Source organism: Trichothermofontia sp. (assembly GCF_053493415.1).
In genome coordinates this window covers 1-16,259 of the sequence record NZ_JBRCAD010000073.1, presented here as the reverse complement: position 1 = coordinate 16,259, position 16,259 = coordinate 1, and the positions used below count along the sequence as shown (strand labels likewise).

The 16,259-nt window shown below is 56.9% G+C and carries 8 protein-coding genes; 3 read left to right on the top strand and 5 right to left on the bottom strand.

Annotation, left to right across the window (positions count from 1 at the left end):
* The coding region (locus ACWIUF_RS06250) for a cysteine desulfurase family protein (RefSeq protein ID WP_448571429.1) at window positions 1-1,079 on the bottom strand (1,079 nt) is incomplete at its 3' end.
* Window positions 1,080-1,690: 611 nt separating this feature from the next.
* Between ACWIUF_RS06250 and ACWIUF_RS06245 the strand changes: the two genes are divergently transcribed.
* The 3 genes from ACWIUF_RS06245 to ACWIUF_RS06235 all read left to right on the top strand — a co-directional run bounded on the left by ACWIUF_RS06245 (window position 1,691) and on the right by ACWIUF_RS06235 (window position 5,181).
* A complete protein-coding gene (locus tag ACWIUF_RS06245; RefSeq protein WP_448571428.1) occupies window positions 1,691-2,803 on the top strand; it encodes a baeRF11 domain-containing protein in 1,113 nt (370 codons plus the stop codon).
* A 66-nt stretch (window positions 2,804-2,869) separates the two neighbouring features.
* Window positions 2,870-3,553 carry a pyridoxamine 5'-phosphate oxidase family protein gene (locus tag ACWIUF_RS06240; protein ID WP_448571427.1) on the top strand — a complete coding sequence of 228 codons (684 nt, stop codon included), beginning with the start codon at window positions 2,870-2,872 and terminating at the stop codon, window positions 3,551-3,553.
* Between the two features lie 5 nt (window positions 3,554-3,558).
* The gene (locus ACWIUF_RS06235) at window positions 3,559-5,181 is read left to right on the top strand and encodes a GAF domain-containing sensor histidine kinase (RefSeq protein ID WP_448571426.1); all 1,623 of its coding nucleotides are present in this window, start codon (window positions 3,559-3,561) and stop codon (window positions 5,179-5,181) included.
* 370 nt (window positions 5,182-5,551) lie between these two features.
* Here the strand turns inward: ACWIUF_RS06235 and ACWIUF_RS06230 are convergent, their stop codons facing one another.
* The 4 genes from ACWIUF_RS06230 to ACWIUF_RS06215 form a co-directional block, all read right to left on the bottom strand.
* Window positions 5,552-10,327, bottom strand: coding sequence for a PAS domain S-box protein (locus ACWIUF_RS06230; protein ID WP_448571425.1), 4,776 nt, complete (start codon window positions 10,325-10,327; stop codon window positions 5,552-5,554).
* Between the two features lie 146 nt (window positions 10,328-10,473).
* Window positions 10,474-13,038, bottom strand: a complete 2,565-nt coding sequence (locus ACWIUF_RS06225; protein ID WP_448571424.1) for a carbamoyltransferase HypF — start codon at window positions 13,036-13,038, stop codon at window positions 10,474-10,476.
* Window positions 13,039-13,144: 106 nt separating this feature from the next.
* Window positions 13,145-14,938, bottom strand: a complete 1,794-nt coding sequence (locus tag ACWIUF_RS06220; RefSeq protein ID WP_448571423.1) for a response regulator — start codon at window positions 14,936-14,938, stop codon at window positions 13,145-13,147.
* Between the two features lie 43 nt (window positions 14,939-14,981).
* Window positions 14,982-16,178 carry a response regulator gene (locus ACWIUF_RS06215; RefSeq protein ID WP_448571422.1) on the bottom strand — a complete coding sequence of 399 codons (1,197 nt, stop codon included), beginning with the start codon at window positions 16,176-16,178 and terminating at the stop codon, window positions 14,982-14,984.
* Window positions 16,179-16,259 lie beyond the last annotated feature (81 nt).

Sequence of the window (16,259 nt, the reverse complement as noted above, 5' to 3'; positions counted from 1 at the left end):
ATGGCGAGCAGGGTGGGGCTGGGGAGGGTTTTCCCACTGTTGCAGGCTGCTCCTGAACTGATGCCAATCCCGGCCAAATTCATCTGGTGTACGATTGTTTTGCCCGTAATTCGCTCCCGGTCTGTGGCTAGGGGCTGTTCCAGATCGACACAAAAACTGACATGGTGAGGTAACCGTCGCCATTCTTCTGCCTGGAGCGCCTTCCCCTGCACCCCGGTGGGAATCAGGTGGGGGGTATCGGCCAGTTGGGCAAAGAGGCGATCGCGCAGGGCCATCAGACGGGGGGTTTCCGTCGCCATTTCCTGGGCTGCTAACTCGGCAGCCACCCCAAACCCCGCGATCGCCGCCACGGCTTGGGTCCCCGATCGCCGCTGCCCTTCCTGCCCGCCACCCGCGAGTAGGGGCACCAACTCTAACCCGGGCCGGACGTAGAGGGCACCCACCCCCTGGGGACCGTAGAGCTTATGGCTGGAGAGGGAGAGCAGATCCACCGGGAGAGTTTGGACATCGATCGCCAATCGTCCGGCCACCTGGACCGCATCGGTGTGGAAGAGAACCCCGCGATCGCGGCAGATCCGGCCCAGTTCGGCGATCGACTGGAGGGTGCCAACCTCGCTCTGGCCATAGATGATTGACACCAACACCGTCTCGCGCCGCAGGGCCAACTGGAGGTTAAGGGGATTGACCCAACCCTCCGAGTTCACCGGTAAGCGCGTTACCTCCCAGCCCCGTTCCTCCAAAAGCCGCACGGGTTCCCGAATGGCGGAATGTTCCACCTGGGAAATAATCAAATGGCGCGGTGTGGGGTAATGTTGGGCAATGCCCCAAATGGCCAGGTTATCGGCTTCTGTGCCGCCAGCCGTAAAGACGATCGCCTCTGGCGCGGCATTCAGCAATCCCGCAACTTGGATTCTGGCCTGCTCCAGGACCGTGGCGGCCCGCTGCCCCCACACATGCAAACTGGAGGGATTGCCCCACTGGTCACGGAGGGCTGCTTGCATGGCCGCGATCGCCTCCGGGCGGGGCGGAGTGGTGGCGCTATAGTCCAGGTAGATCTGGAGGGGAAGGGTCGATCGCATGGGGCACCTCGTGTGCGCGGCAGTGGGACAGGGAGAACGGCCAGCCTGCTCTCAACTCCCACCTTACCGCAAGTGGGGAGCGCTCATAGAGGGTGCTCCCCCGCAGTCATTAACCGACCGGATCAGGGTGGCTGAGACCGGGTTGGAGGGGAAGCCAAGGCATAGAGAATCCCCAGGCGGCGATCGCAGTTTGCCGGTATCGCAGATAGCCCGGTTGGGGATGGCTGAGCTTGAGTCAACGAGCACCTGGAATACACACAGGATACGCGGGATATCCGTCCTGCGGTTGCACCTCGGCACTTTTCACGGGATGATAGCGATACTCAACGGCTCAACCTACCGAATCAATTGACCTATCTACAGCCTTCCCTCCCTAATGAAGTACGGTCAAGCCTTGTAAACAAGGGGCTTAAGCCCCTTGTCTGTACCTCACTAAATATGGAAGTGCTGTAGCTTTAATTGACTGGCATTCAATTTCTTAATAGAAAGTTAGTGATTGCAAGAGCTATTTACAGGGTATTGCGCCATCAGATTACGCTCTCAATTGATGGGGTTGAATCGTCATGGTTCAAATTGCGATTGGTATTAATTAAAGATAAGGATTTTGTACGATGCTACCGGTTGATTTACCCACCCGTGCTGATATTGACGATTTAATCCAGGCCCGTGGACCGGCCCATGTGACAATTTATCTCCCAACTTCACCCATTACCCAGGATACCCAAGGCGATCGTATTGCCCTGAAGAACCTAACCAACGCAGCCCTGGGGCAACTGGCCGAACACGATAAACGCGAGGTCCAAGCGATCGAGGAACTACTGCTGGATGTCATCGACGATGAGGCATTCTGGGCAACCCAGGCCAACAGCTTGGCCCTGTTTGTCACCCCCACCCGTTTGCGCACCTTCCGGCTGCCCACGCGCTTACAACCCATTGCCGAGGTCAGCGATCGCTTCTACATCAAGCCGCTCCTGCGCGTTATGACCGTCCCCCAATCCGCTTTTGTCCTCGCTCTGGCCCAGAACAGTGTGCGGGTGGTTGAGGTGTTCCCCGATCTCCCGGCCTTTGAAGTGACGGTGGCGGGGCTGCCCAAAGATGCCGCCAGTGCCGTGGGTAAAGCCTCGATCGCGGGCCGTTCCCCGATCGGGCGCATCCAGGGATCGGAAGGAATGAAGGTGCGGCTTAACCAGTATGCCCGCGCCGTCGATCAAGCGCTCCGGGATCTCCTGGGTGGTCGGGAAACCCCCCTAATCCTGGCTGCAACCGAGCCACTGCTATCGATCTATCGGCTAGTCCAATCCTATCCCTACCTGGCCCCCACCGCGATTACCACCAATCCGGAAGCCATGACTGACGGGGAGTTAGCGGCTGCCGCCCGGACAGTTCTGGATGACCTGTTCCGCCAAGAGTTGGCGCAGGTGCAGGCATTGTTTGAACAGCGCCAGAGCCAGCAGCGGACGACAACCGATGTGGCCCAAGCGGCGCGGGCCGCTACCCAAGGGGCGATCCAGAAATTGCTGATTGATATTGATGCCGTTCTACCCGGTACGGTGGATGAGCATGGGGCGGTGACCTTTGCGGCAGGAGCCTGTCCAGCTAGCTACGAGATCCTAGATGAGATTGCGGGATTGGCTTTGCTGACCGGTGCCCGTGTCCTTGGGGTCCGCCAAGCCGATATCCCCGGTGGCGGGTCTCTGGCTGCGATCCTGCGCTATCCTTTTTAGCTCTGTGCGATGGCCCTCGCCTTGGTGGTTTGACTTCTGTTCTGATCTGTTTGGCGGAACTTGATCGTGCGGTTTAGGATTGGAGGCAAGCCCTTCCTGATCGTGCCCCGATCGTGCCCGATCGCCCCGTCTTCCAGCAAGGAGTTGTTCATGGCGCAGGTCCATCCTGAGATCACTGACCCCCTGCGGGCCTTTATTGAGGCCCAACCCTTGTTCTTTGTGGCCACGGCCCCCCTGAGTGCGACGGGGCACGTGAACCTGTCGCCCAAGGGGTTAGACAGCTTTCGGGTCTTGGGTCCTAACCGCGTCGCCTACCTGGATCTTACGGGCAGTGGCAATGAAACCTCGGCCCATCTGCGAGAGAATGGTCGCATTACCTTCATGTTCTGCGCCTTCCAGGGATCGCCCCAAATTTTGCGGCTATATGGTCAGGGGCGCACGGTACTGCCGGATATGCCAGAGTGGCCAACCCTATTGCCCCAATTCCCGACCCTGCCGGGCGCGCGGCAAATTATTGTGGCAGATATCGATCGGGTGCAAACTTCCTGTGGCTTTGCTGTGCCCCTGTTAGCCCCTGTTAGCCAGCGCGATACCTTGGTCAAGTGGGCCGCCAAGCAAGGCGTAGTGGGGTTAGCCCAGTATCATCAGAAAAAGAACCGGGTTAGTATTGATGGCCTACCGACGCCCCTGGGGGAGCGCATCACCCTGGTTGCTGATCCTGATGAGTCAACCCGACAGATATTCCCCTAAAGGTCATGCAATGGGCAGTGTGCCCCTGGTTTGCTAATGATGCAATGATTGATATCCAGCCAGCAAATACCGATTTTCTGCGCCTCTGTCAGGCCCAAATGGCGATCTTGGCTGAGCAGTTCGGGGCAGCCGTCAGCGTGGTGTATCTGACGGAGCAGTTGGACACTGGGGAGGCCAAATTAGTCCCGATCGTGGTTTATCCCGATACCGATACCCCCGATCGCGCCAGTCCCCTTGTTCGGCGACTGCCTGTCCTCAGGTCAGAAGGGATAGCGTGGCCCACGGAAACAGCCTTTTCCCTACCCCAGGCGACACAGGCTGTAACCCTGATCGGGGACGACGATCCACACTGGGAGGATACGGATTGGAAATGCGATCGCCGAGCCGCCGATCCCCCCACTGCCGAGTACCCGGAGACCGATCGCCGGGCAGCCCAACCCTTCGGTGACGATCGCGCCTTACCACCGGAGCAACTGGTCCTGCCGTTGGTCTATGAGGGGGTGGTTTTGGGCCTATTGGTGACGGGCCGGGACGATCGCCCGTGGTCGGGGCGCGAGCGGGCAAAACTAACCCCGATTACCGAGACGATCGCGATCGCCTGTGCCTTGAACCAACGCTATGCCTGGTTGCAGGAACAATACCACCACCAGCAACAACGCCTTGCCCAACAAAAAGATATCACTGATACCCTGCTGCACCAGTTTCGCAATCCCCTCACGGCCCTGCGCACCTTTGGCAAACTCTTGCTGCGGCGGCTGCAACCAGAGGACCCCAACCGCACCTTGGCCCAAAGTATTTTGCGAGAAAGCGATCGTCTACAAGAGCTAGCCCAACAACTGGATGAGGCCGTCACCATTCCAGTCCCCAGTGTGCATCTGCCCATCGGTCCGGCGGCCCTCCCTGGCCCTGCCCATCCGGATTGGTCACCGGCAACCCCAGCTCTGCCCCAGTTAGCGGCGGCCCCTAGCCCCGCCCCAGAATTACTTCCCGCCGCCAGTCTGACCAGCACGGCTCCCCTGGCCCTTGAAGCCTGTGACCTCGATCGGCTCTTGCTGCCCTTGTTGGATTCAGCCCAAGCGATCGCCCAGGATCGGGAACTGCGGCTGGGGATTAACCTGCCCGCTCCTTTGCCGTCCGTGTGGGCCAACCCGATCGCCCTGCGGGAAGTGATCAGCAATGTGCTCGACAATGCCCTCAAATACACGCCACCCGGCGGCCATATCTGGGTTAGCGGCGAGGTTCGGGCACATCCCGATCCGGCTGCCCCCCAGCCCCCCAACCCGTCGGATAGCCCTCCCAGCCATTCCCGAACCTCGTTTTGCTTGACGATCAGCGACACGGGCCCCGGTATTCCGGCTGCTGATCAGGCCCATTTGTTCGAGCGGCACTACCGAGGTGTGCAGGCCCAATCGGCAATTCCGGGCACGGGCTTGGGGCTAGCGATCGTCCGGGATTTGTTGACGCGGATGCAGGGCGATATTGAAGTCTTCAGTCCAGCCCTACCGCCCTGGGGTTCTCCGGATACGGCTGATCCGGGTGATTCTGACCCTACCCCCATAGTCCCCCCGTCCCCAGGGACAACCGTCGTGGTGTGGTTACCGATCGCCAGCCATCCTAGGGCCCAGTGAAAGGGAAGTGGTCGATCCCTTAAACTTAAGGGGACGCGGGCAGAAAAGCGGGGCAGATCCGAAGGCAACCCCCCCGCAACGAGAGGCGGGAAGATTTAAGCCAATTGGTCGCCCTGAGGGCTGATTGGGGGCGGGCATCCCAGCCGCAGACCCGTAACGTAGAGTAGCCAACCCGGCATCTGGCGCTACAAACCCAGCAGATTGGAGCAAAGGTCAGTGTCGATCACTGGTTGCGCTTCTTGGGCAAGGCCCAAGGTTAGTGTATGGCGCAGGGCTGTGCGGAAATGCGCCAAGGTTGAGATTGCTGGGGGCGATCGCTGGGTGTCAGATCGCGATCGCGGCCTCGACCGCAGCGATGTTGCTCCAAAAACTAGGCCAGCGCTTCCAGGTTAAGGGGCAGGGTAATCACAAAATTCACCTGTTGCTGAGCACTGTGGACCGCGATCGTGCCCCCAATCCGTTCCACCAGCTTTTTGACTAGTGCCAGCCCTAATCCGGTACCGCCGTGTTGCCAGGGATCATGGCGGGGAATACGATAAAACTTCTCAAAAATACGATCGTATTCAGCGACGGGAATTTCGGTGCCCGAATTGCTGACTGCAATTTCCACCGCAGTTGCCAGGGAAGCCGCTAGGGCCACAGGTGGGGCTGTTGGCTCTGCAAGGGATGGGGAGACTTGCGCCGATGGCGATTCCCCCACCCCTTGGACAGTGACCGTAATGGCTTCATCGGGGGGGGTATACTTACAGGCATTGTGTAGCAATTCCGACAAAATCCGTTCCAGGCTAGGAATATCAGTCCTAATCGAGGGGAGGGGTGCGGCCAGATGCAGATCAAGGCTTTGGCGTTGTTGGCGTGTGCGGGCCTGAAATGGCTGAAGGAGTCGGGGCAGCCAGATGGACAGATCCAGGGAGGTTGGGTGTAGGGTGATTTTCCCCGCATCCAGACGGGTCAGATCCAGCAAATCCGAGATGAGGCTAATTTCCCGCTGGCATTCCTGGGCCAAAATTTGGAAATATTGGCCAATACGACTCCGTTTTGGGGCATCAAGCTGGAGCACAGTCTGTTCGTCATCGGTGGTTTCCACCCCGATTAGCCCTAACAGTAAACCGAGCATCTGGGTGGCCATCTTGATATTGGCCATCGGCGTCCGTAACTCATGGGAAACCGTACTCAGGAAGTCATCCTTGAGTCGATTTAACCGTTCCAGTTCCGTAACTTGGCTCTGGGCGGCCTGGTAAAGCCGGGATTGGCGCAGGGCGATCGCGCATTGGTTGGCCACTTGTTGCACCAGACGAATCTCCGGTTCACTAAAGACTTGCTCCCGTCGCCGGAAAAGCCACAGATCTCCCAATACCCCCTGATCATCGACGATCGGGCAAGCTAAAATCGAGAGCTGGTACTGATTAGGGCGTAGGGGCGTTGGCGCAAGATCACAGAACTGGCAAACCTGCCCTTGCAGTAGGGCGGGGTAAAGTTCGGGATGGGGGGAATCGGCAAGGGTGAAGGTTGCCCCTAGGGCAGAGGTTAGGGTGCGGGTGTACTCGTAGGCGATCGTTGCACGGGTATGGTCGGCATTGTAAAGACTGGCATCGCAGCATTCAACCTGAAGTTCCGTCGCCAATTCCTGAATCGTACTGCTTAAAATCTGGGATTCATCCAGGCTGTCCCGTACCTTGTCCGTAATTCGCTTGAGGAGGGATTCAAACGAAAGACTTTGTTGCAGTTGGGCAGTCCGCTCCTGCACCTGTTGTTCCAGGCTGGAATTGAGGAGTTGAACCTGGGCATATAGCTCCGACTGTTGTAGGGCGATCGCCACCTGGTCAGCCAGTTGTTGGAGCAGACTGATTTCCCCTTCTTGCCAGTAACGGGGGGCAGCGCAGTGCTGGGCCATCAAAAACCCCCAGAGTTCCCGACCTTGCAGGATGGGGAGCACCAGACTGGCGCGAATCTGCTGTTGGCGCAGCATCTGTTGATAACACAGGGGCAGATCGGTGGTGTCCAGATCGGCAAAGTTGTGAATATGGCCCTCAATATACCGTTGCCGACACGTATCCGTTTGTAAGCAGGGATCATGCAGGGTTTGATTCAGAAGGGATAGCCACCCCGCGCCCACGGATTCCGCAATCACGACCCCGCTGATATCGGGCTGGAGCCGATAGACCAACACCCGATCGGTTTGGAGAAACTGGCGAACTTCCAAAACGGTGGTATTGAGGACCTCATACACATCCAGGGATTGGCGGATACGGTTAGTAATTCTAGTCATCAAGCGTTCCCGCTCTGCCTGGTGGTGGATGGCTAATTCTGCCTGTTTCCGGACCGTAATATCCCGCACAATGACTAGGACCTCTTCGGCGTTAATAGCAGCCACGCGCACCTCCTCGTAGATCAAGGCACCGTGTTTGAGGAACTGGTGCTCATGGATCTGCAACTCACCCGTGGCGAGGGCCTGTTCGATCACCTGTAACTGCTCGGATAGCAAGGCCGGTGGCAGGACTTCGGAGAGATGGGCCTGAATGGGGATAAACTGCTTTGCCTGGGGGCCAAAGGGCAAAATACACTCGATGCAGGTGCCATCCCGACGGAGGTGTAGCAATAGATCGGGGATCGCCGCCAAGATCGCGCTTTGTTGATCGGCGATCGCCTTACGCTCAGTGATGTCGGTAATATACCCATGCCAAAGCACACTGCCGTCGGGTTCCTGTTGGGGGGTCGATCGGCCCTCCAACCAGCGCACTTGGCCGGTTGGTCCATAGACACGATATTCACAATGCCAGAGGGTCAGGTGTTGGGCTGAGTAGAGGATGGAGCGCTGCACCTCGGCCAGGTCACCCGGGTGGATGATGGCAAAGACGGGGGAGGCATCTCCCTGCACCTGTTCTGGTGTCACCCCATAGACCTCGCGAATCCCTTCACTGGCGTAGGGGAAGTGGGAACTGCCATCCGTGCGCAGGCGATATTGGTAAATCATGCCCGGAATATTCCGTGAGATCCGTTCCAGGCGACGATCGGATTCGACCTGGCTGGTGACATCCGTCAGGGAACCGACCAATTCAACGATATCTCCCGTTTCATCATGGATAGCGGTTAGCTGGTTATTGACCCATCGCCATTGGCCCTTGGCGGTTTGGAAGCGACACTGATGGCTCACGCAGGTGGTGGCCCCCGCCGCCAGCCAGCCAGTCAGGGCGGCATTGAGGTTAGGGCGATCGTCGGGGTGTACCCATTCCCAGAACTGGTCCGGATAGGCAAGGACGCGATCAGGGTCATAGCCCAGGAGGGACTCTAGATTCTCACTGATGAAAATCACCTGTCGCCAATCATCCGGGTTGAGGGCATAAATGACGGCAGGGCTGGTGGCCAGTAGAGTTTGCAATCGCCCCTGAAGGCTCAGCAAGCTCAGTTCCGCCTGTTTACGATCGGTCACATCGATCATCACGCCCCGCAGCTTGGTGGGCTGGCCGCTGGTGATCACAACCTTGACGATATTGCGGAACCAGAGTACCTGCTGATCGACCGTAATCATGCGGTACTCAAAGTCGTGGGATAGGTTTGCTTGGGTGACGCGTTGACAACGCTCCAAAACCCAATCGCGATCGTTGGGATGAATATGTTGAGGCCAAAAGTGTGGGTCTTCTAACCAGGCCGTAACCGGGTAGCCCAGCATGCGTGCAGCGGTTTGGCTGACAAAGGTAAAGCGATAATCAGCCCCCACCTCGGCTTCCCAGATGATGCCATCGAGGGAATTGACCAAATCCTCATAGCGTTGCTGCGACTGGCGCAGGGCGCGCTCTGCCTGTTTGCGATCGCTCACATCTTGCTTAATGGCTACAAAATGGGTAATTTGCCCCTGCTCATCGGTGACGGGGGCGATCGCCATCTCTTCCGTATAGAGACGATGATCCTTACGGCGGTTGATCAGCTCCCCGTGCCACACCTCACCCTTCAGGATCGTCTGCCAAAGTTCACGATAGAGTGAGGGCGGATTCAGGCCGGATTGCAGCAACTCGCAGGTATTCCGGTTGATCACCTCTGGCAACGTATAACCCGTTAGCTGGGTAAAGGCCGGGTTACACCATTGCATCGCCCCGGTGCGATCGGTAATCACAATGGCATTCGCTGCCGCCGCGAGGGCCGCACTTTGCAACCGCAGTTGGGTGGCTAGGGCTTGTGCCTTCGCCTCCGATTCCCGCAGCGCTACTTCAGTTTGGTAGCGATCGCGGATGGCGGCCACATAACCAGCCAAACTGGTCACCCACTGGACCAGCACCAAATCCACGGGTACCGGATCGGGATGGCCCAGGCTGAGGGTGCCGACAATCTGTTGGTTGACCCGCATCGGGACACAAATCCAGGTCCCGGTGCTGAGGTGAGCGGGCAAGTTAGTCGGATCGGGCGGGGGGCCAGCCGGGGGGAAGGACTGGACCAGGGGCTGCCCCGTGAGGGCAACCGTACCCGATCGGGTTTGGGTAACGGGCGTTGTCTGCCGTGGAGATGGCGGCAACGGTAAGCCTCTGGCATCAAGGAGAACCATCTGCTGCCCTAGGCGATCGTAGTGTTCGATCAAGCCGATCGGGAAGCCAGTCGCCGTTGTGATCACCGCCAACAAGTCCTGATCGCAAGCTGTCGTATCACAGGTCACATCCGCAAGCTTTTGTAAGGTGGCCAACGGGTCTTCCATATGTCCAGGCAGGATGGCCACCGTCCCAGAGGGTGGTCCTTGTAACTCTAGTAGGGCATAACCCGGCAAAAACTGGGGGATCACCTGATAGGCGATCGGTTCGGTGTTCAGAATTCCGCCTGAGGAAGTGCCCAGCCATGCCGCCTCGCCCTGAAGAAGGACTGCTAAACGAGACCAATCCAGCGTTAACAGGGTTTGACAGGCCGGGGCCAACGCCCCGATCGGAAGCCCGATCAAGTTAGCGATCGAGCGGCCTAACCGCGCCGCCACCGCCCCATTCGCTGCCGCCACTATCCCCGCCCCATCAATGAGTAACCAAGGCGTCATCGATCGCTCGAACAGTAATTGTAGCGACTCACTACCCCAGGTCAACGAGGCCAATGGCGTGGCAACTGGCGTCCCCGTCTCCTCGGCACTCAAAGATTCTGGCGAAGCCTGACGACGTTTAATCGGTTGGTTCATGCAAACAGGTTAGGTGTTTGAAACTTTACAATTTTGAATTTTGAATTTTGAATTGACCGAATCGTCCCCTCTTCACACCCAGTCTTACACAGGGAAATCCATCACGAAATGTATAGGATGTAACAAGGCCATCGTGGGGGCTACCCTTATAGTACTAGCTGAGCCATACTAATGACCGCTTGCCCCCAGGCAATCCCACCATCATTGGGGGGAATCCATTGGTGCCAATAGGGCCGGAAGCCCGCCTGCCGCAAAGCTGCGATCGCGCCTTCCGTCAACACGCGATTCTGAAAACAGCCCCCCGATAACACCACTGCCTCCAGCCCAACCCGTTCTGCCACCGCGACGATCGCCCCTGTGAGGGCGGCGTGTAGTCGGGTGGCGATCAGGGGGGCGATCGCGCCGCCCAACTGCCCTGATTGCCAATCAGTCAGCACCTCTCGCAACCACGGTTCCCAATCCACCACCCAAAGCGGTGCCCCTAGAATTGTGGGTGCCTCCAGTCTCTTCGACTTCGTCTGCTCCGGTTCAGCCAACCCAGGCAATTTTGAAGTTTGAATTTTGAAGTTTGAATGGCACCGTTCTCCCCCGTTCCCAGCCATCATCATTGCTGCAAACTCGACCGCCATCCCGGCCTGTCCCTCGAAGGTGGCGGTTTGGCATAAATCCACGATCGCGGCAATGGCATCAAACAGACGGCCTACACTCGAGGTCCGTGGGGTATTGATCTGATTTCGTAACATTTGGCACAAAATTGTCCGTTCTCGATGAGTAAATGTGCGTAGGGGGGCCAGGGATTGGGCCGTATCGTCGGTAAAGAGGGTATCGCCCCATACTTCATAGAGTAGCCCGATCGCACTACGGCGGGGTTCGCGCACGGCGATCTCTCCCCCCGGTAGGCCAAAGGGGCGCAGGTAGCCGACGCGTTGATAGGTGGCGTGATCGGCGATGAGAAATTCGCCCCCCCAGATCGTGCCATCGGGACCATACCCCGTCCCATCCCAAGCAACCCCTAACACCGGACCGGTCAAGTGATTTTCCGCTAAGCACCCCGCGATATGGGCATGGTGGTGCTGGACCCGGATCAAGCGTTGTTGGGGCTGGGCTAGCTGCTGGGCAACCTGGGTTGAAACATAGTCCGGATGGAGATCGCAGGCAATCCAGGCGGGTTGGGTGTCATAGAGTTGGGTGAGGGTCGCGATCGCCTGTTGTTGACTGGTGAGGGTGGCAACGTTTTGCAAATCCCCCAGGTGTTGGCTGAGAAAAACCTGGGACCCCAAGGCCAGGGCTACCGTATTTTTGTGATCGGCCCCCAACGCCAGCCCAATCGCCGCTGGTGGGCTAGCCGTCTCGGCTGTCACAGATGCGACTGCCACAGCTTCAATCGCCGCTGGTGGGCTAGCCGTCTCGGCTGTCACGGCTCCAACTGTCTTGCCCAGTAGGGGGAGCGGCAGGGGGGCATATCCCCGTGCCCGTCGTAGCATCAGTGCGCGATCGGCAACGACCCGGACGATCGCGTCATCCACAGGCCGCAGGATGGGGCGGTTATGCACCAGAAAGTAATCCGCTAGCTCGCCCAAACGTCTCACGGCCTCATGTTCGTCAAAACAGATCGGTTCACTCCTCCGATTGCCACTGGTGGCGACGATCGGCCTTTGTAAATCAGCCATGAGCAAATGGTGGAGCGGCGTGTAGGGCAGCATGATGCCCAGGTAGGGATTCCCCGGTGCCACCCCAGGGGCGATCGGGGGCATCTGGTCAGGAGCGGGTGGATCTGGCTCTGTATCCTGCCAGTCTCTCCATTGCTGGGGGGGGGCCGCTCTGGGGTGATCGTTCTTCTCCCGGCGACGCAGGAGGACGATCGGTGCGGCTGGAGACTCTAGCAGACGGGCTTCGAGGGGAGACACCTGACAATCCCGCTGCACGGCGGCTAGGGAGGGATACATCAGGGCCAAGGGTTTATCGGGACGTTGTTTACGCTGTCGCAGGTGTTGCACAGCGGTGGCTTGCTGCGCATCGACCACGAGGTGAAATCCCCCTAAGCCTTTGATAGCAACGATCGCCCCCTGCTGGAGGGCGGTTACGGCTGCCTGGAGGGCGGCCTCCCCGTGGGCAAGAACAGTACCCGTGCGATCCCACCAGGCCAATTGTGGCCCACAGGTGGGGCAGGCATTCGGCTGGGCATGGAAGCGCCGATCGTGGGGGTTATCATACTCAGCCTGACACTGGGGACACTGGGTAAAGGCCCGCATGGTGGTTTGGGCGCGATCGTAGGGTAGTCCCGCGATGATGCTAAAGCGAGGGCCGCAGTGGGTGCAATTGATAAAGGGATAGCGATAGCGGCGATCGTGGGGATCAAATAATTCCCGCAAACAGGCTGGACAGGTAGCGAGATCGGGCAAGATGAGGGCGGTTTTTGGCCCGGATTGACTGGGGCGAATCGTAAAGTCGGCAGCGATCGTGGTGGGATCTGCATCAGCGAGGGCATGAACCGTTAGGCGTTGAATCCAGGCATGGGGAGGGGATTCCGTCTGAAGTCGCTGTACAAATTCCTGGAGGCGATCGGCGGTGCCCTGGACTTCGATATCCACCCCTTGGGCGGAGTTACTCACCCAGCCCCGCAGGTTTAGCGCGATCGCCAATTGGTAAACAAACGGGCGAAAGCCAACCCCTTGCACGGCTCCTTGAATAGTAATAGCTAGGCGTGGCAAGCAATCAACTCAATACGAGGGCAGCACATTGCCCATTATGCAACGTTTGTACCCGTAACGACTTTCGTCATTACGACAAACCTGGCGAAACTTGATGTTGGCTGTACTAGACCGTTAAGCCAATCATAAAACAGGTCTGATTATCAGCGCTCGTGGCTTGGATTGTGCCCCCAATCTGTTCCACCATTTTTTTGACTAAGGTTAAGCCCAACCCCGTTCCGCCTTGCTTCCAGGGATCTTGGCTGGGAATCCGGTAGAATTTATCGAAAATATGCCCCAGTTCAGCGGCAGGAATTTCCACCCCCGTATTGGTAATGGCAATTTGTAGCGATGAGGTTGAGGTTGCTACCAGGGGATCAAACGGGACCCGTTGCGTCGTAACCGTAATGGTCTCGCCCCTGGGTGTATACTTACAGGCATTGGTCAATAGCTCAGTCAGGATGCGATTGAGCACGATCAGATCGCAATTCACGATAGGTAGATCATCGGCAATCTGCGCCTGAAGTTGTTGTCCCTGGCGATGGGCACGGGGTTGGAAGGTGCTGACCAGATGGGTCAGGAGTGCTTGACAGTTGACTTGGGTGGGTTGCTCAGCAAAGGTGCCCGCTTCAATATATTTCAGACTGAGCAAGTCTTCGATGAGCAGCAGTTCCCGATCGCACTCCTCACGCAAAATCTTGAGATACTGTTCGACCTTATCCCGTTGGGCCGCACTAGCCGCGATTTGTTCGAGTAGCCCCTGTTCCTGTTGGGTCAGGTTACTTAATAATTGGATCACCATTTTCATGCTGGCGATCGGTGAGCGGAGTTCGTGGGAAATCGTACTGAGAAAATCATCCTTGAGTTGGTGTAGGCGTTGTAATTCCGTCACTTGGGCTTGGGCAGCTTCATAAAGTTTGGCTTGTCGTAGGGCGATCGCGCATTGATTAGCTACCTGTTGTGCCAGGTTTATTTCCATTTCACCAAAACTAGAATAATTCCGTTTGAAAAGCCAAAGCTCTCCTAGAATACCCAGTTGATCGACCTGATCGTCAAAAATAGGACAAACCAGGATCGATGCTTCATGCTGTTGGGATAATGATGGTAATTGACAAAAGGCAAAACAAACCTTTTGGTGGTGCAATTGCTCATAAACTTCTGGTACGTCACCCACATCAAAGGCATTGGTCGATTGAGCCGCAATATCGGGAGAAATTGCCTGAAAGTAAATTCGATTTTTGGAAAAATCTGAATCATAGAAAACGGCATTACAACAGTCTAAAGCAAGGGCAAGCATCAGTTCTTCCACTGCTCGTTGCAAAATTTCCTGAGAGTTCAAACAATCACGAACTTGATCGGAAATGCGCTTTAGAGTCGCTTCAAACGCTAAAGCTTGCTGAATTTCAAGGGTGCGTGCCTTAACCCGGCGCTCTAAGTCTGCATTTAGATGACGAATTTCGGCCTCTGCCTTTTCTCGTACTTGAATGGCTTGTTCAAGTTGTTGATTTTGTTGGCGCAATTGGCGTTGTTGTTCTTGAATCAACAATTGACTCCTGACCCGCGCCAGCACCTCTAGCTCTTGGAAGGGCTTTGTAATATAGTCCTGCCCACCACTTTCAAAGGCTTGTAATTTACTATTGATCTGATCGAGGGCGCTAATGAAAATAATGGGAATTTTTTGGGTAATGGCTGATGCCTTCAATTGCTGACAGACCTCATAGCCATTCATATCCGGCATATTGATATCGAGCAAAATCAGATCGGGGGGATCGCGGTGGGCTGATTGCAGGGCCATCCGACCATTTAGAGATTTGCGCACAACATACCCTTGGGCCTCCAGCATCTTAGCCAATAACCGTAGATTATCGGGTGTATCATCCACAATGAGAATATTAATAGATGCCGTTGGCAGGGTTAACATATCACTTTGACTAACCTAGAACTTCAATTAAGCATTTAAAACCTTAGTTAGATGGCCGATCGTGAATTAACTTCAGAATCTGCTCAAACTGGTATTGCTCGGCTAGGGCGGTTACCTGTGTTGCGATGTGGGCGACCGCAGGTGGGAGTTGGGCCGCGATCGCCACGATCGCACGATCATCACCACGGATGGCAGCCGCCTCCAAATCGCACAAATCGCTGGCAGACAGGGCTGCCAAGTTGAACATTAGGGCGTTATCGACCAATCGGTCTTCTGGGTTATGGTCAGAGGGGGTGACGGTGCTGGCCTCCCGGTTTGACTCGGCATAGAGATACTCTAGTCCTAAATGCTCTGCCATTTTAAGGAATAGGGTTGTCTCACGGAATGGTTTGCTAATGTAGTCATTACACCCCGCCGCCAAGGCCAAGGTGCGATCGCTCTGGGAAGCCTGGGCCGTCAGGGCAATAATCACACTCGTGGGTTCGCCCTCCAGTGCCCGAATTTGCTTGGTGGCCTCATAGCCATCCAGGATCGGCATCCGAATATCCATCCAGATGAGATCCGGTTGCCAGTCGCGCCATAGTTGAACCGCCTCTTGGCCATTCGTGGCTTCCCGAACCGCTAAACCGAGTTGGGACAAAATACGCACCATCAGTTGGCGATTTTCCAGTTGATCATCCACCACCAGCACCCGTCGATGGGGTTGGCCCGGTTGCAGCCCAATCACGACCCGTTGATCAAACGATGGCTCTGCGGTTGTCCCTATGGTGGGATAGACCGGGAGACGAATCGTAAAGGTACTGCCAACCCCCAGGGTACTGCTGACGGTAATCTCTCCGCCCATAAGTTCCAACAACTTGCGGCTAATCGCTAGCCCTAGCCCCGTCCCACTACTGGCCTTCCGGCCCGCCTCCGCCTGGACAAATGCGTCAAAAATCGTATCCAACTCCGTGGGGGCAATGCCAGGTCCCGTATCAGCAATCACGAATTGCAGCACGATCGGCGGCGCAGTCAAGGGCGCGATGGTTACGGTCGGGCCGATGGGGGGGGGCACGGGGGTTTCGCTGGCTGGGGCTGTTGCCTGAAGCGTAATGCCCCCAACTTGCGTAAACTTGATGGCATTCGTGAGGAGATTGAGCAACACCTGCCGGAGTTTTTTCTCATCGGTGATGACAAATTGGGGCAGAAGTGTTGAATCCAGATATAAAACTTTACACTTGAGGGTGCGAGAGTCATACAAGCGTTTCTGGAAGCAAATCGTAGCTCCAATGGACGAGCGAACAGCGACGGCTGAGTTCTAGTTGCAAATAGCGAAACTTGT

What these genes read in the sequence shown, in the direction of transcription:
- ACWIUF_RS06245 (WP_448571428.1), top strand. Translation starts at nt 1,691, where the DNA reads ATGCTACCGGTTGATTTACCCACCCGTGCTGATATTGACGATTTAATC.
- ACWIUF_RS06220 (WP_448571423.1), bottom strand. Translation starts at nt 14,938, where the DNA reads ATGTTAACCCTGCCAACGGCATCTATTAATATTCTCATTGTGGATGAT.
- ACWIUF_RS06230 (WP_448571425.1), bottom strand. Translation starts at nt 10,327, where the DNA reads ATGAACCAACCGATTAAACGTCGTCAGGCTTCGCCAGAATCTTTGAGT.
- ACWIUF_RS06235 (WP_448571426.1), top strand. Translation starts at nt 3,559, where the DNA reads ATGCAATGGGCAGTGTGCCCCTGGTTTGCTAATGATGCAATGATTGAT.